21 protein-coding genes are annotated in these 18890 nt (G+C 44.4%); 15 read left to right on the top strand and 6 right to left on the bottom strand.

What is annotated here, in order from left to right:
- Positions 1–108, top strand: a 108-nt coding sequence (locus IM485_RS14555; protein ID WP_271928149.1) for a transposase, incomplete at its 5' end; no start/stop codon positions are given.
- Here the strand turns inward: IM485_RS14555 and IM485_RS14550 are convergent.
- The 3 genes from IM485_RS14550 to IM485_RS14540 form a co-directional block, all read right to left on the bottom strand.
- On the bottom strand, positions 98–406 hold the full coding sequence (locus IM485_RS14550) for a hypothetical protein (RefSeq protein WP_287743984.1): 309 nt from the start codon (positions 404–406) through the stop codon (positions 98–100). The two genes, IM485_RS14555 and IM485_RS14550, sit on opposite strands and share 11 nt — an antisense overlap.
- 268 nt (positions 407–674) lie before the next feature.
- Positions 675–1295: a hypothetical protein gene (locus IM485_RS14545; protein WP_110578865.1), complete on the bottom strand. Its 621-nt coding sequence runs from the start codon at positions 1293–1295 to the stop codon at positions 675–677.
- Between the two features lie 608 nt (positions 1296–1903).
- A complete protein-coding gene (locus tag IM485_RS14540) occupies positions 1904–2722 on the bottom strand; it encodes a carbon-nitrogen hydrolase family protein (protein ID WP_104397809.1) in 819 nt (272 codons plus the stop codon).
- Between the two features lie 86 nt (positions 2723–2808).
- On the opposite strand from IM485_RS14540, the gene IM485_RS14535 reads away from it, so the two are divergent.
- The 4 genes from IM485_RS14535 to IM485_RS14520 all read left to right on the top strand — a co-directional run bounded on the left by IM485_RS14535 (position 2809) and on the right by IM485_RS14520 (position 5264).
- Positions 2809–3441, top strand: a complete 633-nt coding sequence (locus IM485_RS14535) for an HAD-IB family phosphatase (protein ID WP_002795914.1) — start codon at positions 2809–2811, stop codon at positions 3439–3441.
- 455 nt (positions 3442–3896) lie between these two features.
- The gene (locus IM485_RS14530; RefSeq protein WP_238142078.1) at positions 3897–4673 is read left to right on the top strand and encodes a PEP-CTERM sorting domain-containing protein; all 777 of its coding nucleotides are present in this window, start codon (positions 3897–3899) and stop codon (positions 4671–4673) included.
- Positions 4674–4784: 111 nt separating this feature from the next.
- Positions 4785–5024 carry a hypothetical protein gene (locus tag IM485_RS14525; RefSeq protein WP_104397807.1) on the top strand — a complete coding sequence of 80 codons (240 nt, stop codon included), beginning with the start codon at positions 4785–4787 and terminating at the stop codon, positions 5022–5024.
- 6 nt (positions 5025–5030) lie between these two features.
- Positions 5031–5264, top strand: a complete 234-nt coding sequence (locus tag IM485_RS14520; protein ID WP_002745620.1) for a hypothetical protein — start codon at positions 5031–5033, stop codon at positions 5262–5264.
- Positions 5265–5446: 182 nt separating this feature from the next.
- On the opposite strand, the gene IM485_RS14515 is transcribed toward IM485_RS14520, so the two are convergent.
- Complete coding sequence (locus IM485_RS14515) at positions 5447–6214, bottom strand: ABC transporter ATP-binding protein (protein ID WP_193957956.1); 768 nt, start codon at positions 6212–6214, stop codon at positions 5447–5449.
- Positions 6215–6895: 681 nt separating this feature from the next.
- Between IM485_RS14515 and ldpA the strand changes: the two genes are divergently transcribed.
- The 9 genes from ldpA (at position 6896) to IM485_RS14470 (ending at position 16565) form a co-directional block, all read left to right on the top strand.
- Entirely contained in the window at positions 6896–7897 is a 1002-nt protein-coding gene (gene ldpA, locus IM485_RS14510; protein WP_104397805.1) for a circadian clock protein LdpA, read from the top strand.
- Positions 7898–8016: 119 nt separating this feature from the next.
- Positions 8017–9762 carry a R3H domain-containing nucleic acid-binding protein gene (locus IM485_RS14505; RefSeq protein WP_502882188.1) on the top strand — a complete coding sequence of 582 codons (1746 nt, stop codon included), beginning with the start codon at positions 8017–8019 and terminating at the stop codon, positions 9760–9762.
- Positions 9763–9773: 11 nt separating this feature from the next.
- Positions 9774–11201: a hypothetical protein gene (locus IM485_RS14500; protein WP_287743974.1), complete on the top strand. Its 1428-nt coding sequence runs from the start codon at positions 9774–9776 to the stop codon at positions 11199–11201.
- Between the two features lie 167 nt (positions 11202–11368).
- Positions 11369–12184 carry a Cof-type HAD-IIB family hydrolase gene (locus tag IM485_RS14495; protein WP_104397803.1) on the top strand — a complete coding sequence of 272 codons (816 nt, stop codon included), beginning with the start codon at positions 11369–11371 and terminating at the stop codon, positions 12182–12184.
- A 113-nt stretch (positions 12185–12297) separates the two neighbouring features.
- A complete protein-coding gene (locus IM485_RS14490) occupies positions 12298–13032 on the top strand; it encodes a dienelactone hydrolase family protein (protein ID WP_287743964.1) in 735 nt (244 codons plus the stop codon).
- Between the two features lie 96 nt (positions 13033–13128).
- Entirely contained in the window at positions 13129–13986 is an 858-nt protein-coding gene (locus IM485_RS14485; protein WP_287743987.1) for a S1 RNA-binding domain-containing protein, read from the top strand.
- 158 nt (positions 13987–14144) lie between these two features.
- On the top strand, positions 14145–15002 hold the full coding sequence (locus IM485_RS14480; protein WP_287743961.1) for a DUF6671 family protein: 858 nt from the start codon (positions 14145–14147) through the stop codon (positions 15000–15002).
- A 13-nt stretch (positions 15003–15015) separates the two neighbouring features.
- Complete coding sequence (locus tag IM485_RS14475; protein WP_287743958.1) at positions 15016–15675, top strand: class I SAM-dependent methyltransferase; 660 nt, start codon at positions 15016–15018, stop codon at positions 15673–15675.
- 26 nt (positions 15676–15701) lie between these two features.
- On the top strand, positions 15702–16565 hold the full coding sequence (locus IM485_RS14470; RefSeq protein ID WP_104397798.1) for an NAD(P)-dependent oxidoreductase: 864 nt from the start codon (positions 15702–15704) through the stop codon (positions 16563–16565).
- Positions 16566–16871: 306 nt separating this feature from the next.
- Here IM485_RS14470 and IM485_RS14465 read toward each other — a convergent pair whose 3' ends face one another.
- Positions 16872–17222, bottom strand: a complete 351-nt coding sequence (locus tag IM485_RS14465) for a DUF760 domain-containing protein (RefSeq protein WP_002803308.1) — start codon at positions 17220–17222, stop codon at positions 16872–16874.
- 135 nt (positions 17223–17357) lie between these two features.
- Positions 17358–17876, bottom strand: coding sequence for an SMC-Scp complex subunit ScpB (gene scpB / locus IM485_RS14460; protein WP_104397797.1), 519 nt, complete (start codon positions 17874–17876; stop codon positions 17358–17360).
- 61 nt (positions 17877–17937) lie between these two features.
- Here scpB and IM485_RS14455 point away from each other — a divergent pair, with 61 nt between their 5' ends.
- The gene (locus IM485_RS14455) at positions 17938–18750 is read left to right on the top strand and encodes an inositol monophosphatase family protein (protein ID WP_287743953.1); all 813 of its coding nucleotides are present in this window, start codon (positions 17938–17940) and stop codon (positions 18748–18750) included.
- Positions 18751–18890: the final 140 nt, after the last annotated feature.

Below are 18890 nucleotides of genomic sequence, written 5' to 3'. Positions count from 1 at the left end.
TTAATTGAGGGAATGAATACCAAAATAAAGCTTATTAAAAGAATGAGTTATGGATTTACCAATTTTCAACATCTTCGACTTAAGCTGTTTGCTTGCTTTAATTCATAACAAAAATTAACACACGAAAACCAGAAGAGCCCCACATTTTGCTAGGATTTTTACTGCCAGGTATCCAACTGCCCAAATTCCAAAGGAAAGTTTCTACGGTTTTTGAATGGTCTGCATCGGAAAAATGGTGAGCAACCATCATTAAAAAACAGCCAATACCAGCACTAATAATCGCCGCCGCTGCCGGGCCAGAAGTGGCAGGGGAACGTTTGGCACCTTCGGCTAAACCTTGGGGAAATTGTTTTAAAAAAGCCCAGATTTTTCCATACCAAGGACTATCGACGTAACGTTGAGTCATCAGATTTGTTCCTATTTTTTCAGAGTTCGTAAGTGTCTAAAACCGAAAAGTCCCACCGCTAAAAGTCCCCAACCGTATTACCAGCAGTAGGGAAACGACCGACGATTTGACTTTGGTTGCTAATGCTGGCCGCCTTCCTATCCGTACCATCGGGGCTAAGTTTACACCCCCTAGGGCGGGAGCGGTGATAGATAACCCGAAAACCGTAGCTAAAACGAGCAAAAGTTGAATTTTGTTCACTTTTGAGGTAAAGTAGCTAAATAATGGGTTAAAGGGCGTGAATTTTGGCAACACCGAGGCCGCTAACGAGTCCACCCATGGCAAAAAACATCATCGCCATCAGGGCAATGCAAGTGACCGTTAACACCGGTCGATTAGCTTTGTCTAGGATTGAGTCGCCGTATTTCCAGAGAATCCAAGTGCAGGCCACGCCTAGGGGTAGGGTAAAAAGGACGCTGAATTCGTGGTATTCCATGAGGACGTATTGACCGAGGGGCGAATTTTCCTTTAGCCATGCCCGCGCACCGCCAAACTCTGAACCGGCCCGATAGCGCATATAGGCTAAATTGCCAGTGGCGATCGCCAAAAAAGCGAGGACGGTGGACCAGAAGGTGAGGGTTCGCATTTGCCGCAAAATTTTGCTAGAACCTCTGAGCAGGGGAAAAGCGAGATGACCAGCGTAAACAATCACGACTAGGGCTAATAGGGAACCAAAACCGTGAATTGTGCCTAGCCATCGCTGCCACGGACTCGGATGCAGCAGGTTGACGAAGGGCAGAAATAAAAATAGGCCCGCCGAGAGGATTCCTAGCCCATAGACGCAAACGGTGGCTATATCTAGGGTTTTAGGAAAATCAATTTTTTCTGATTCTGTGGTATAAGATGACATCGGTTTCTCCTTAACGGTCTAGAGAAGCTAAATGGGATTATTTCTCATTTAGCCCGGAATCTTCTTAGAACAAGTCCAGAGAGCATATTTGTCCAACCATCAGAGTATTTTTGGACTGAAGTTGACAATAAATAGATTCAAGACTTGAATTTCGCCAATTCAAGTCTGAATTGCATCCCTGTCTGCTCTACAGCGTTTCTCGGATATATGAGGTATGTTTTCGCAACTGAGAATTCTTACTTCGGCAAGGTTTAATTTACAATTCACCTTGACGAGAAACGCTACATCTTCATATAATCCCTGATTCGGGGTGCGATAGTCAAGACATTTTCAAGGAAGATTGTTAATAAAGTTTACGGATATTTTTACCTAGTTCTTCGTTACTTGGTATGGTTTGATCGGGTGGCATAAATCGACTACATCCTTATTAGATGAGCTTACCCTGAGAATCTGGCAAAGAAGGTTAGAAACTCAGTACATCAAAGCTTTTAGCTTAACTAATTAGGTTTTAGATTCGACCCTTGTTATCAGGGAGCAATGTTACGCGAAAAAACCGAGTTAAATCCCAAAATTAGGCGTTTTTATCGACAAAATTGTCGAATCGAATTTTAAACAAAAACACGATGCTGTAGGGAAGGCATTTGTCGTCGCACCTGTTGCAGACGTTGGGGATTAATTTCGGCAATTGCCACTCCCGCTTCTTCCCCCGCATCGGCTAAAACCACACCCCAAGGATCGATAATCATAGCGTGACCGTGGGTGTAACGGCGTGCGTAATTATTGCCCGTTTGAGCAGGAGCTATTATATAACAAGTATTCTCGATCGCTCGCGCTTGTAACAAAACTTTCCAATGATCTTTCCCTGTAAAAGCCGTAAACGCCGCGGGTACAAATAAAACATCGGCTCCTTGCTGCGATAAATAGCGATAGAGTTCAGGAAAACGCACATCATAGCAAATCGAGAGGCCAATTTTGCCCAAGCTATCGGAGCCATAAATCGGCGGTAAATCGATTCCTGCCATGACTGTACTCGATTCCTGATAGGTGTTACCATCCGGGACATTGACATCAAAGAGATGGACTTTTTGATAACGGGCTAATTCCGCACCGTTGCCATCAACTAAAATAGCGGTGTTATAAGCCTTATCGGGAATACCCGTCACCGGCACGGGAAAACCACCCCCTAAAATGGTCACTTGAAACCGTTGGGCCATGGTGCGGAGGAATTTATCGGCTTTTCGAGCAATAGTCTCGGCCTGGGCGATTTTATCGGTTTCTGCCCCCATAAAAGCGAAATTTTCTGGTAACCCGATTAATTCCGCCCCTTTACCCACGGCAAGTTCGATCAACTCTTCAGCGGCAGCGAGATTTTTCTCTAAATCCGGCTGACTGGTCATTTGAATGGCGGCGGCGAGATAGGATTTCATGGGGGTTGAAGCTCTAGAGTCAGATAATCTCTGTAAAATTAATCATAACCTTCGATTATATCCAATTTCAGATATTTTGTCACCCCATGAGTAAAATTGTTTTCTGTGACTTTGATGGCACTATCACCGCCGTGGAAACTTTTGCGGGTATGCTCAAAGAATTCGCCCCCGATTTATCGGCCCAAATTATGCCCCAAATGTACGCTCGCACTCTCAGTCTGCGCCGGGGTGTCCGTCAACTGCTAGAGTCGATACCGAGCCAAAAATACGCCGATATTCTCGCCTATGCCGAAAGCAAGCCTATTCGCCCCGGATTAGCAGAATTCCTCGCTTTTTTACAGGAGCAATCCATCCCTTTTATTATTATCTCCGGTGGTATCCAAGGCATGATTGAAACGGTCTTAAAACGGGAGGGACTATTAGATAAGGTGACGGCAATTTATGGGGTCAATCTTCATACTCAAGGGGAATATCTGCAAGTTCACTCCGATTGGGAAAATGAGACGGAATTAGTGGCTAAAGCCTTGATTATGGCCAAATATTCAGGAGTAGAAACTATTGCGATCGGTGATTCCGTTACCGATATTACCATGGCTAGAAGGGCCGATCTAGTTTTTGCTAGGGATCGTTTAATCGATTATCTGCAAGCGGAAAATCAACCCTATATTCCTTGGGATAACTTTTTTGAGATTCGCGAATATCTGTTATTGAGAGATTAGGGATTAGCTGTTAATTAGGTAGGGGTTAAAAATTGTCAGATACCCTCCTTGGATTAAGGGGGGATCAAAGAGGGCGAATGCAATTCGCCCCTACAATAATATTATTGCGCCAATGGTAGGAGCGCACTGTGGTCAGTGAGTTTATCGAACTGCGTGCGCTCTGTAATATAGATATTTCGACCAAATTGAGATTTACTACCCTACTCTCAAGGGTAACAATAATTATAAATTTTTGTAAATTTGTGTTGGTTTACACTTGACAAAATCGGGGGGGGGGGTAAAATCCCGTTGTTGCTCTGTCTTGTCATTGAGGAACTAACTTTAAATTTAGTGATTGGCAATTTTGAAAAAATCAATTTTTCTCCCTTGCCAATGTCGCTTAATTTGAGATTTTCTCCTTTAAAGGGCATTCAGAACATTTGTTTGTTTATTTGTTTTGAGGAAAATTTCTGGATATGAAAACTTCGACTGTGCTTAAAAAACTGTCAATGACTGCTGCTTTTGCAGCTATATCTGCTTGTACTTTGGTCATTTCTAAGGTAGAAGCAGCAATCATCCAAGTAGCTCCTGGTACACTAACAGGAACAGGTTTGATTACCTTTGATGATGTATTGGGAGGTCCTGCTCCAGGGACTAATTACAATGCTATCTTCGAGTCTAATGGGGCAGACTTTGCTGAACGCTTCGTTGGTCAGTCACTCTCCTTCAGCGGGAACTCTGATATCTTGTCAGGTACTCCGACGGGTCCGCTGGCTTTACAAGTTGGTGCCGCCAATCAGAATCTCAATGTTTTCACCTTTACTACTTCTCAAGTTCTCACCGGCCTTGGTCCACTGGGATTTCCAGACGGAGATGCAATTGGCGAGGGATCTTTTGCAGTTCTGTTTGATTTTGACCAATCAGAACTTGGCTTTGATTTAGTGGGTGGTGATGGTGGTTCAGCTACTGTGAACTTCTTCCGGCGCAATGGTTCTCTAATAGACACTATCATACTCTCTGGCTTAAGCGATACTTCTTATGGCTTCAAACAGATGAGTGGAATCAAGGAGATTGCTGGCATCTCTATTCATAACACCGATCCAGGAGGGATAGGATTTGATAACCTTGTCCACGATGTACCAGGCGGACCTGGTCCTGGACCAGAAAAGGTTCCCGAACCTGCTTCAGTCCTGGGCTTAATAACTCTTGGTGCTTTAGGTGCGGGTTCAATCTTAAAGCGCAAACTAAAATAGAAAACTGGCAAATCCAGCCTTAAATTTGCAGCGATCGCACTACATTGATAAAGTGCGATCTCTTTTTTTTGGGCATTCCAGATTTTTATTAATCTTTGTTAGAATGATGAGATGGCTAATGGCTTTGAGTTGATTGGAGAACTAACCGAAATAGAGATTATCGCCGTCAACCTCTCTATTCGTGAACTCAGAAGGCTAAAAGCGCAGTTTGGGGGTCGTCGATGGCGAAAGCTAAAAGGAGTCGGCTTAGTTCAATTTCCTAATGGAGAAATCCGCAAAGCTGAACTACACTGGTATGAGTCTCATGGTATTGGTCGGCGAAAAATGAAAGTTAAACGAGTTTTGGACTAAATATTTATGCAAACACCAGCATCTAACATTGAATTTGCTATCTGTATTACCGCTGAAGAAGGCGGAGATTTAGAGGTTTGTAAACTTTATCAAGTGTTACCTGATGCTAAAGCGCAAGAGGTGGGATGTTTGCGAGTGATTGATGAATCTGGCGAAGATTATTTGTATCCAGAAAATCATTTTGTCATAATAAAACTTCCTGAAACGGTACAAGTTCAGTTATTAGCAGTCCGCCCTTAAATAGCGAGTAAATTACCTTGGCGTTGGGCTTTTCTAGGTTCTGTGTGATAAGTTTAACTTACTATATGATCGCTCAATCTTTGTGTCCTTTGTGTCTTTGTGGTTCGTTCCACCCCCCCCCGCTAGGAGGAATGTATCTTAGAATACATTTTACCCACCAAACCCAAGAGAGCCTAAAATCCTTATTCATCCCCTAAATAAGCTTCAATCACCGCAGGATTCTCCCTGACTGTAGCTGGATCTCCCAAAGCGATTAACTTACCGAAATCTAACACAGCAATGCGATCGCATAATCCCATCACTAAAGGCACATGATGTTCGATTAACAGGACGGTTAGAGCTAAATTATCGCGGATTTGTCGAATTAGCTGACTTAATGACCCCTTTTCGCTGGGATTCATCCCGGCTGCCGGTTCATCGAGGAGTAATAACTGGGGTTGCAAAGCTAAAGCGCGGGCAATTTCCAAGCGTCTTTGATCACCATAGGCTAAATTACGGGCTTTGCGATTGCTTTGGTCGGTTAATCCGACTAAATCTAATAATTCCCCCGCTCTTTTGTAGGTTTTTTCTTCCTCCCTTCTCGAAACTGGTAAACCCAAAATTCCCGTCCAAAGATTGGAGCTATTGTGAATGTGACCAGCGATCGCTACATTTTCTAAAGCCGATAATTCACCAAATAAGCGCAAATTCTGGAAAGTACGGGCAATTCCTGCCTGAGCGATCTGGTGAGGACGATAATTAGCCAGACTGCAGCCTTGATAAATTAAATCACCACTGGATAGGGGAATTAAACCGGTGATCAGATTAAATAAAGTCGTTTTTCCCGCCCCATTAGGTCCAATTAAGCCAAAAATCTCGTTTTTTTGTACCTGAAAGCCAACCCCATCCACAGCGACTAATCCCCCAAATCGACGGGTGGCTCCGCGCACTTCTAATAAATTTGCTTGCATCCTTGTTAACAGATTAAATTAGTCGATTTTACTCGATCAAGACGATTGCAAGTAAGCATTGCACCGACCAAAAAAAAGATATTTCTCAGGAGATTTACCCTGAAAGAATCAGTTATCAAGATTTATTGGGCAGTTATTTTGATCAGGAAACATTCTACACAATCCCCATCAGATCAGCAAGACGGCTCACCACTACCAGCGAATCACTACCGATAACGAAAAACTGCCATAATTGCAGAGATGTCCTCATCTAGCCAAAAAGCGATCGCTATTGATGAAGTTGTTGATTGACTGGCAAGAGACGAACCAAAATAGAACATAAGAACTATAAAAATCGATATAAATCGGTTTTACTTAGCGTTTGCTGAATAAATCTAAAAACCTTATTGGATAAGGTTTTTAGACTTTTTTCCCCTCAAAAAGTGCCGACCTTTGGAGTAATTGGGGGAAAAATTCAGGGACTTTTTCCCTAAAAATTAGGTAATTGACCACCTGAAAATGGGTAAAACCCCACACCCTACACCCCACACCCCACACCCTGCCACCAGGAAAAACTTTTTCAGCAAACCCTACTTAGCGTTTGTCGCTTAGTATGTCCAAGAAGAATCAATAATCAGTCTTTAGTCAGAATCAGAGCAGGACAAGGCTGAAGTTTGGGGCTGGCTGCGATAGGATAAAAAAGTGCTAGATAAAAACTCCTCTCCCTTACAGTCCCTAGTTGCGGGTCACTGGTTCAAGCTCATCTGTGGAGCTAGTTACCAAGATTTGCCCACGATTCGCAACCTCGCTTTGACCTATACTATCGCCGGGGCCGATTGTATTGATGTGGCCGCCGATCGAGCCGTGATCCTTGCAGCCCGCGAAGGCATCGAAACCGCCGCCAAAATCGCCAGATTCTCCCAAAATCGACGACCTTGGTTGATGGTCAGTCTCAATGATGGGGAAGATCCCCACTTTCGTAAAGCTGTCTTTAACCCGCAACTCTGTCCCGTCGATTGTCCTCGTCCCTGCGAAAAAATCTGTCCCGCTTATGCTATTGATAGGCGAGGAGTGATTGAACAGCGCTGTTATGGTTGCGGTCGTTGCCTACCCGTTTGTCCAGAGCAAATAATCGAGACAATATCCCGTGTCTGTCAACCCGCAGAAATTATCCCCTTAATTGTCGAAATGGGAGTCGATGCGATCGAAATTCATACCCAAGTCGGTCACGGAGAGGAATTTGCTCGACTCTGGTCAGCGATCGCACCGCTAACTAAAAACCTAAAAATCCTGGCCATAAGTTGCCAAGATCATGAATATATCATCGATTACCTCCACTATCTGCGAGAAACTATTTCACCCCTAAACTGTCCTCTGATTTGGCAGACGGACGGCCGACCGATGAGCGGCGATATCGGCAAAGGAACCACCCACCCGGCCATCAGTATGGCCAAAAAAGTCCTCTCCGACAATCTAGCCGGATTTGTGCAGTTAGCTGGGGGAACCAATGACCACACCGTGACCAAATTACAGCAACTGGGACTGAGAGAAAAAATCGCTGGTATTGCCTATGGAAGTTACGCCCGTTCATTGATTTTGCCAATTTTAGAGCATTTAGACCAGCCTAACCTTGAAAATGACCCCCAAGCTTACCAAGAAGCCCTTAAAGCCGCTTCTATTCTCGTTGCTCAATTAAAAGCCTAGCCTTGCTCAAAAAACTATAATATTTTTTTTCAATTGACAAATAACCCTTAAATGTGTTAGACCCCAAGAAAATCCTGGAAATAAAAACAGCCAATTATCGCCAAAACCCTTTACTATTAATGCCAGAAACCCTACCCTCCTCTCGGATGCCAGTGACCGACGATTTAAACAAACTCTTGGCAATTCTACCCGCTCGGATTCGCGGCAAAATCGAGGAACACCCGCGGCAGCATCAACTGATCGAAGTAGTTATGGATTTGGGACGCATACCAGAAGCGCGTTTTCCCGATGGGGCGATCTATCTGGGGGACGAACCGATCTCAAAAGAAGAAATCCAGTATTCGATCGCCCGGGTGGGCAGTTTTAGCGGCGATAATCGCGCCGGGATTGAACGCACCCTGCACCGGATCAGTGCCATTCGCAATCGAGATGGCGAAATTATCGGTTTAACCTGTCGTATCGGTCGGGCTGTTTTCGGTACGATCACCCTAATTAACGACCTGGTGGAAACGGGTAAATCCCTGCTGCTGCTCGGTCGTCCGGGGGTAGGGAAAACCACGGCCCTGCGGGAAATAGCCCGAGTTTTAGCCGACGATCTCAATAAACGGGTAGTGATTATCGACACCTCCAACGAAATCGCCGGAGATGGAGATATTCCCCATCCGGCGATCGGTCGCGCTCGTCGGATGCAGGTGGCCCGTCCGGAATTGCAGCATCAAGTCATGATCGAAGCGGTGGAAAACCATATGCCAGAAGTGATCGTGATTGATGAGATCGGGACAGAATTAGAAGCTCTGGCCGCTCGCACGATCGCCGAACGCGGGGTGCAGTTAGTGGGAACCGCCCACGGCAATCAATTGGAAAATTTAATTAAAAACCCGACTTTATCGGATTTAGTTGGGGGAATTCAAGCAGTAACTCTCGGAGACGAAGAAGCACGCCGCCGGGGTTCTCAGAAGACCGTTTTAGAACGCAAAGCACCCCCCACCTTTGAGATTGCCATCGAAATGTTGGAACGTCAGCGCTGGGTGATCCACGAGGACGTATCCACCACGATCGACCAACTGCTGCGGGGACGGGAAGCAATTGCCCAAATCCGTTGGGTAGATGAGGAGGGGAAAGTACAGGTAGCTCAGGAAGAACCAAAACCGGAAAACCTCACCCCTTTGCGCGGCAATTATCTGCCAGAAATGGATAAACCCAAGGGATGGCGGGCCGATGGCCGGATGACTCCCGTGGCCCGTTTCCCTGCGGTCCCTCTCAACCGGGAAAACGATTTCGATCGCCTCCTCGAACAATCTTGGCTACAGGAAGAACCGGAAACGGAAAAAGTCCGCGTACCCGGTCCCAATGGCGAAGATTGGCCGGTTTATGTCTATCCCTACGGAGTTAGTCGCGCTCCGATCGAACAGGTAGTACAGGCCCTAGATTTGCCGATCGTGTTAACCAAAGATTTACAGGCGGCCGACGCGGTGCTGGCCCTGCGTTCCCACGTTAAAAATCAGTCAAAATTGCGTCAAATTGCCAAAGTAAGACAAATTCCCATCCACGGCATCAAATCCAATACCCTGCCCCAAATTTCTCGCGGTTTAAAGCGGATTTTGGGCATTGATGACCCGATGAATCAGGAAGGTGCAGATCTGCGTTTATTTGCCCGCAGCGGCAGCGATGACGAGATCGAAGCTTTGGAGGAAGCCCGGTTAGCGGTGGAACAAATCGTTATTCCTACTGGTCAACCGGTGGAGTTACTGCCCCGCTCGGCGAAAGTGCGAAAAATGCAGCACGAATTAGTGGAACATTACCGTCTCCAATCCGATAGCTTCGGAGAGGAACCTAATCGCCGTATTCGTATCTATCCAGCTTAGGAGTCAGGAATTTGAAGCGACGCGCGCTCATCATTATAGGTACGGGGGCGGCGATCGGTGCGGTGGCCGCCCTGATGATCCGTCGTCCCGAATCGGCGGCGGAATTGCGGGCTAAAATGCCCCTAGCTGAAAGAATTAAGCTCTGTCTCGATCTGGCTAAGATGAAACTAGCCACTACGATCGATTATCTCGATAGTTATGCCCGTCGGGGCATTCTCTATCCCTATCTTACCTATCCAGAGCCATCGGGTTTTAATTTCTTCAATTGGCTACGGAGGAGGAATAGTCCCACCCCCGGCACTTGGAAGTTAGACAAGGCCGATTTTTGGGCGGCAGGGGCTTTTCCTGCTCTATTATGGAAAATTGCTGACTTAGAATCAAACCCTATGGATGCGGGATTTTGGTCAGCTGCGGCGAAAAAATGGAGCGATCCCTTAAAAGAAACCAGTTTGAAGAACAAAGACATTGCTCTTAATAATGTACTGGTGTTTGCTCCTTGGTTTGAGTCGGGACAGGGCCAGGAAAAACAGACAGCTTTAGATATAACTTTACGGGGGGCCAGACAACTAGCGCAACCCTTTCAGGATGGTAAAGGGAGTTATCACACCGATATCGGTACTTTTGGCTGGTTACGCAAGGCTGATCGCACCGATCAGCAAGAACATTGGCACGTTTTTATGGACCATACAATCAATATAGAACAACTGCTCTGGGCAAGTCGCCACAATTCTGACCCCAAGGAAGCAAAAGATTGGCAAGAAAAGTCCCTTTCCCACATCCGCACCATTAGCCGCACCTTTGGGGCTAACCGTCGCCCGGGTAAAACGGGAACTTGGCAAAGAGGGTATTTTGATCAAAATGTCAACTCTTCCACCTATACAAATTTCTTATTTAATGAGGGAAAACAGGGCTGGCGCGATGATAGCACTTGGTCCCGGGGTCAAGCTTGGTTTATTTATGCTGCCACGACGGCCTATATTTACACTGGCGATCCGGAAATGTTAACCATTGCCAAGGATGCCATTAATTATTATCTGGAAAATTTGCCCGATCGCTGGTCCGGTGAGCAAAGACGCGCCGGAGATTTTATTCCCCCCTGGGACTTTGATTATGCCTTGCAAAAAAATGCCGCTACGGAAAAGGATTCTTCGGCGGCAGCGATCGCTGTGGCGGGGATGATTCGCCTATTAAAAGCTTTACCCAGCAGTGATCCTAGTTATGGAAGCTATCGAGAGGCGATCGATAATACTCTCTTAAATTTGACTTCTTTTCAGTATTTTCCCGATGAAACTGCCCCAGAGATGAGTCTATTGCGTCATGGTTGTTATCATCATCCCGCCGCAATTCAACCCACCCAAATCTATGATACGGGTTTAATTTGGGGAGACTTCTTTTTTATCAATGCTTTAGCTGAATACCAAAATTTACGCGATACTTAACTGACTAAGTAGTCGTGCAAAATTAATTTCCTAGTCAAGACTCCGAGATTATTTTTATTTATTCTCCCCACACCCCACACCCTGCCACCACCAACAAACTTTTTCAGCCAACCCTACTTAATTCTTGTGGCAAACTATTAACTGTTACCGTTGAATGGGAAAAGACTGTGGATATTCGCTTAATCGTTGTCGATGTGGATGGAACGATCGCCGGGGATAACAATCAGGTTAATCCAGCTGTGGTGCAAGCTGTCTCGGCCGTCCAAAAAAAGGGAATTCCCGTCGCTATCGGCACTGGTAGGATGTACCGCTCGGCTTTACGTTTTCATCAACGCCTTAAATCCACTTTACCTATAATTGCTTACAATGGGGCTTGGATTCAAGATCCTGTTTCCCAAGTTCACCATCGACATACCCCCATTTCCCCCGACTTAGCACTCGATCTTTTAGATTATCTCGAACAACCCCAATGGAAGGAGAAAATCTCCCTTAATTTTTATATGGACGATGTGCTTTATGTGCGGCAATTAAACGCGGAAACGGAATTCTATCGGCAGCGATCGGGTATTATTGCCGAAGCAGTGGGAGATTTACGCAAAGTGGCCCACAAAACTACTAAAATCCTGGCCATGGGGGAAGATAAGCAATTTATCGCCGAGATTTGGCAGCATTTACAGCAACGCTATCAAAATCAAGATTTATACTTTACCCAATCGAGTCCGACTTTTTTTGAAGTTACCCACGTTGAGGCTACCAAGGGAAGCGCCACCCAATTTTTGGCCGAAGATATCCTAGGATTACAACCGCAAAACGTCATGGCGATCGGTGATAATTTTAATGATGTTTCTATGCTCACCTATGCGGGTGTCGGTGTCGCCATGGGTAATGCTCCCCAAGCTGTTAAGGATCAAGCCGATTGGGTTGCCCCCAGTGTAGACTTAAATGGGGTGGCCGCGGCCTTGGAAAAGTTTGTTTTGATTTGAGGAATGGGGGAATGGGGAAGTGGGGAAATGGGGGAATGGGAAATTTCAACTAAAACCCCAACACCCTAAAACCCCGAAACCAAAAAACCAACAGCCTTTTTACCGAGAAAATTATGACCATTAATACGCAAACTGTTACGATTTCTAACAAAGATATTGACATAGATGCCTATTTAGCCATTCCCGATCGAGTGGGAATTTATCCAGCAATTATCGTAATTCAGGAAATATTCGGCGTAAACGACCATATTCGCCATGTCACCCGCAGAATTGCCCAAGAAGGCTATATAGCGATCGCTCCTGCCATTTATCAGCGATTTGCTCCCGGTTTTGAAACGGGGTACAGTATGGCAGATATCGAAATCGGTCGTCAGTACAAAGAACAAACCAAAGCAGCCGAATTACTCAGCGATATCCAAACCACCATCGATTATCTTTATAGTTTGCCACAGGTGCAAAAAACCGGTGTCGGTACGATCGGTTTTTGTTTTGGTGGTCATGTGGTTTATCTTGTCTCCACTCTAGAGGATATCAAAGTTAGTGCCTCTTTTTACGGTGCGGGAATCACCACGGGAACCCCTGGGGGTGGTCAAGCGACAGTGAAGGTGACTCCCCAAATCAAAGGGACAATCTACGCATTTTTCGGGATGTTAGATACCAGTATTCCTCAAAAGCAAGTGGATGAGATAGAAAACGCATTAACCCGTTATCAGATTTCTCATCGAGTTTTCCGCTATGAAAACGCCGACCATGGCTTTTTCTGCGACCAAAGAGCTAGTTATAATGCTAAGGCGGCCAAATCTGCCTGGAATCATGTGCTAGAGTTATTTAGCCTTCTTAAATCTTAATGGTCTGACTCCTTAAGCTTCAGCTTACACTGGAAGCAGTTCGAAATCACATTTGTAACCATTCTATTTATCATGACACCGAACCCAGCCTTTTCCATGGACGATTTTGCCAAAGCTCTTGATCAATACGATTATCAATTTGAAAAAGGGCAGATCGTGCGCGGGAGAGTCGATCAACACACCTCCGATGGAGCATACATCGATATTGGCGGCAAATCCTCCGCTTTTATTCCTTTAAGGGAAATTTCCCTGGAAAATGTTACTTCTATTGCTGAAGCTTTACCCATAGGTGCAGAATTCGATTTTCTGATTACCCGTGGACAGGATGCGGAAGGACAAGTTACCCTGTCTCTGCGGCAATTATTACTACAAAAAGCTTGGGAAAATGTCAGGGAAATCTCTGAAAGTGGCAAGTCGGTACAGCTGCGCGTCACGGGGGTGAATAAGGGGGGAGTGACGGGAGAGGTGGAAGGATTAAAAGGATTTATCCCTCGCTCCCATTTAATCGAAAAAAATGATTTAGATTCCCTGATCGGACAACTTTTAACCGCAACTTTTATTCAAATCGACCAAGAAAATAATAAATTAGTTTTATCTCAGCGAGAAATTGCTCGCGCTAACGCTATCAGTCAATTAGCTGTGGGTAAATTATTAAGTGGCACTGTGGTTAAATTACAACCCTACGGTGTTTTTGTCGATTGTGGTGGAGTGACGGGATTACTCCATGCTAAACAGGTGACGGGAGCCTCTTTTAATTCTCCCATGACTTTCTTTAAAGTTGGTCAAGCAATTCAAGTGGTAGTCGCGGAAATTGACGAATATAAAAACCGCATTTCCCTATCCACAAAAATCCTGGAAGCACACCCCGGCGAAATTCTCGAAAACTTTGCAGAAGTCATGGAAACAGCAGCAGAAAGATTAAAACAAGCTCAGGGAAAAACAATGGACAGTTAAATTAGGGGTTAGGGGATGGGTGTTAGGGAAATGGGGAAGTGGGGAAATGGGGAAGTAGGGAATTTCAACTAAAAACCCCAAAACCCTGAAACCCCAAAACCCTAAAACCCCAAAACCCTAAAACCCCAAAACCAAAAAAACCTTTTTCCTTGATCAAGATGTTTCAAGAAAAGATGTTTCAAGATCGGATAGCAATTTTAGGGACTATGCACGGAAAAGAGCGGGTAATAGCGCCGATTTTAGCGCAAGAAATAGGTCTCAAGGTGATTGTACCCGATAATTTTAATACCGATCGCTTTGGCACTTTTACCCGGGATATTAAGCGCATCGGGACACAAATTGAAACCGCTCGCAGGAAGGCACAAGAAGCGATCGAGCTTTCGGGATACGATATCGGAATTGCCAGTGAGGGTAGTTTTTATCCCTATCCTAACTTGCCGTTAGTTTCCTGTAATCGTGAATTGATTTTATTGCTCGATCGAGTCCATAATCTAGAAATAATTGGTCAAGCAATAGTCACGGAAACTAATCACGCTCACCAAACTGTCACTAATCTAGTAGCTGCTTTAGAATTTGCCGAAAAAATTGGCTTTCCTAGTCATGGTTTAGTGGTGATGTTTGATAAAAATTCTCTCGACTCTGAGCAGATTTTTAAGGGAATTACTGACCAGAAAAATTTCGTTAAAATTGTTGAAGATATTCTTGACAAAAACGGTAAATTACACCTAGAAACCGATATGCGTGCTATGCACAATCCCACGCGGATGAAAGCGATTGCAGCTGCGACAGCAAATCTGGTTCAGAAACTCAATCAATTATGTCCTAATTGTGGTTGTCCAGGGTTTGATATTATCGAAAGAAAAGCGGGTTTACCCTGTGGTTTATGTCACTTTCCCACCTCTTTAATTAAACTGGAACTATACGGTTGTCAAAGGTGTGATTATCGAGAGGAAAAACTCTTTCCCAACGGTGAAAAAAACGCCGATCCGATGTATTGTGAATATTGTAATCCCTAAAGATAGCTTTTCTATGGAAAGAATTTTAGAACCAGAAGTAATGGATGATCGGGAAGAAGCGATCGAATATGATGCCATGGACTTCACCGAAGTTAATACTAATTTCGCTAAAGAAGCTGTACAATTGGCCAGTATTAATGCTAGGGTATTAGATGTGGGAACCGGTACTGCACGCATTCCGATTATGATCAGTCAACTACGTCCCCAATGGCAAATTATCGCTATTGATCTGGCCGATTCTATGTTAGAAATTGGTCAAAAAAATATCCTTAATGCTAACTGTCAAGAAAAGATCAAATTGGAAAAAGTTGATGGAAAAACCCTTCCCTACCAATCCGAGCAATTTGATTTAGTTATTTCTAATAGTTTAATCCACCATCTCGAAAATCCTCTGCCTTTTTTACGCGAAATTAAGCGAGTTTTAAAACCGAATGGGGGCATTTTTTTAAGAGATTTATTCCGTCCTGATTCCGAGGAAATAATCCAGGGGATGGTGAGGGAAATCGATCCTAATTTTTCTCCCCGACAAGCGCAACTATTTCAAGACTCGCTGCGAGCGGCTTTTACCCTAGCAGAAATTGCCGATTTAATCCAGCAGTCGGGATTAAAAAATATTAAAATTTATCAGTCTTCTAATCGTCATTGGACAGCCATAAAAACAAGTAAAAACTAATCACTAAATCAGGGGAAAATTGAGTCATGAAAGTTGGATTTTTGGGAACAGGATTAATGGGAACGCCAATGGTAGAAAGATTATTAAATCAGAGAATTTCTGTTATTGCCTATAATCGCACCTTAGAAAAATTAGCACCTTTACAGCAGTTGGGAGCCAAAACAGTTAACTCTTCTGAACAAGTCATTCAAGAGGCAGATTGTCTGATTTTAATGTTAACTAATGCCGCCGCTATCCAAGAGGTTTTAGGATTAAATTCCGCGCAATCTAACTTCAATAATCGGACTATTATCCAGATGGGAACTATTGCTCCTTCTGAAAGTAAACAACTGCGAGATCAAATTGTTGCTAAAGGGGGAGAATATCTAGAAGCACCCGTGTTAGGAAGTATTCCCGAAGCTAAAAATGGGACTCTCTTAGTTATGGTGGGAGCAACGGAGAAACAGTTCCATCAATGGTCAAATTTATTAGCATATTTTGGTCAAAAACCGATGTTAATCGGGGAAGTGGGAACCGCTGCGGCATTAAAATTAGCTTTAAATCAATTAATTGCCTCTCTAACCAGTGCTTTTGCTTTGAGTTTAGCTTTTTTATCCCGGCAAGGAGTAGATCTAGAAAAATTCATGAATATCCTGCGTCAAAGTGCCTTATATGCGCCTACTTTTGACAAAAAATTAACCAGAATGTTAGAAGAAAATTATACTAACCCTAACTTTCCCACTAAACATTTACTGAAAGATGTCAATCTTTTTTTAGAGGAATCGGAGAAGTTAGATTTAACCACTTTTCCCCTAACAGGAGTACAGAGCCTTCTGGAAAAAGCTTTAGAAATGGGATTAGCAGAGGACGATTATTCAGCTTTATATGAGGCGCTGAAAAAAGAATTATAAACTGCTTGGCAACATCAAAAAGACTCTCTTTGGTTTGTCTAGTCGGACAACTGATAGGAGAAAAACCGATAAAAGGCTTTAAATTTTCCTTAAGCTTTGTTGAGGTGGCCAGAAGAGGGGGTTAGAGTGGGAAGTGATGGAATTTTGGGCATATTTTCCTATGACGCTGACTGAATTTGGATTATTAGCGGGTTTACTTGTCCCCGGTATCCTACTCTCGATTTTAGTGATGGTGAGTTTTGCCAAAGGGGGTTAAAAACTGATAGAGACACCGATGAAAGTGTCTCTATCTTTTTGGGGTGAAGATTAATCTATTTTTGGTTTTTTGCCCAATTTAATTGATTCTGTAGCTAACAAAATTGATTCTAAATGATGGCGCTTCTCCACTTGACCGAGGAAATAACCTGTCATCATCGCTGAAGCGAGAAGATTCGCCAAATTCTCGCGGTCAGTGGTAATTTGTACCGCAAAATCCTCTGAGGGCAGCATTCCCACCAATCCCTTGACGTTTTGCGAGATAATATCTTTAATTTCGCTACTGACCGATTGGGCTATTCTCTCAAGGGTTTCAGGATGCTGCTGCTGGAGATACTGCATCAGACAGTTATCATTTTGTTCTTCGGTTTCCCAGGGAAAAAAATCAGGATTAAAAGTCATCAGAACTCCCACGCTGTAGTGGTTATTAAATCTAGGTTAACAAATCGCTCTTCTTGATTGTCCGAAGTCCCCCCATCTTCCTCAAGTTTAGCTCAGTGATCAGAAACATTTACCCATAATATACCCTTTCTCTCCTTATTCCTGATCGGTAGATTCCAGAATACCCTGTTCTCTAAGATTGTCAACCTCGAAATATTGATGAAATTTATCGGTTACTTCTAGCCAGTAGGATCTACCTTCATTTTGCTTGCGTTTTCTCACAAATCCTCGTTCTACCAAGTCCTGAACCTGTTGATAGGCCGTACTGCCTCGTAAATTAATTAAATCCGCTTGCAAAATCGGTTCTTTTATTGCGATCGCTGCTAAAGTGCGGAGGGTTCCCGTGCCTAATTCGGCCGGGATCAGGTCTTCGATCAAATTCTGATAAGCTGACCGCAATTGTAAACTATAACCGAGGGGGGTTTCTACTACTTCCAAGGCACTATCCCGGTGGGCATAATCGGACATTAACTCGATCATGGCATCTTCCACCGTCAAGCGATCGCTGTTGGTTAATGTCACCATCTCGGTTAAGGGGACAGGCTGCCCTTTTAGGTAAAGTATCGCTTCTAGACGGGTAGCTAGTCTGATCTCTTGGTGGGCTTCCGCGCTCAATCTCGACTACCTAAGTTTAGACAATGATTTAATATTCTACTAGAAGACGAACGAGAAAATTATGGAAACTTTTTGGAGTCAGGTTTTAGACTTTTGTTATCAGGCTACCGGCCAGGTGGGCGATCGCCTACTAGCTGATTTTGGCAAATTACAGGCCACCAATAAAGCAGACGGGACTTTAGTGACGGCTGCCGACCGTTGGTCCGATGGCGAATTGCGATCGCTAATTGCTGGCACTTTCCCGAATCATGGAGTCTTAACCGAGGAAACTACCCATATTTTCCCGGATCAAGAATGGTGTTGGGTAGTGGATCCAATCGACGGCACGACTAATTTTACTCGCGGTATTCCCATCTGGGGCATTTCCCTAGGACTTCTCTACCGGGGGACTCCTGTGTTCGGATTTGTTTATCTCCCCTGCCTGAAACAGTCCTATTATGGTTATTGGTACGGTGAGACGGGTTTAACTGGTCCAGAGGGGGCCTACTGCAACGGTCAACCGATTCACACCAGCGACGATTTTCCCAGCAAAAATCATCTGTTTAATCTCTGCGCTCGTAGTACAGGTGTATTTAAAAACCCCTTTCCCTGCAAAGTGCGGATGATAGGAGTGGCTAGTTATAATCTGCTTTTGGTTGCCGATGGCACTGTCTTGGGAGGAGTGGAAGCAACCCCGAAAGTCTGGGATATTGCTGCGGTTTGGGCAATTCTACAGGCCGCTGGCGGAGTATTTATCTCTTTAGGAGAAAAGATTTTTCCCTTGCAGGTGGGGGAAAATTATAGTGATCGATCCTATCCCTGTTTAGCCGTGGCTCGATCGAATTTAGCGCCGGTTTTCTTGCCTTTGGTCGGTTTTCTCAAGGATGTTGCTTGAATGGAGAATTGCTCAGGTTAGAATAGCTGCATTTATTGGTTTTATCTCTATTTAGGGCTGGCTGAATAATGGTAAAACCCTTTTAAAATAAGGTTTTTGACCTGTTAGAATCCGATGTTCATGCTGCGAAAATCGGATTG

This window comes from Microcystis sp. M169S2, from assembly GCF_020245865.1.
Taxonomy (GTDB): Bacteria; Cyanobacteriota; Cyanobacteriia; order Cyanobacteriales; family Microcystaceae; genus Microcystis; species Microcystis ichthyoblabe_A.
Note: the sequence above shows the minus strand (reverse complement) of the source record. Positions and strands in the feature narration are given on the sequence as shown.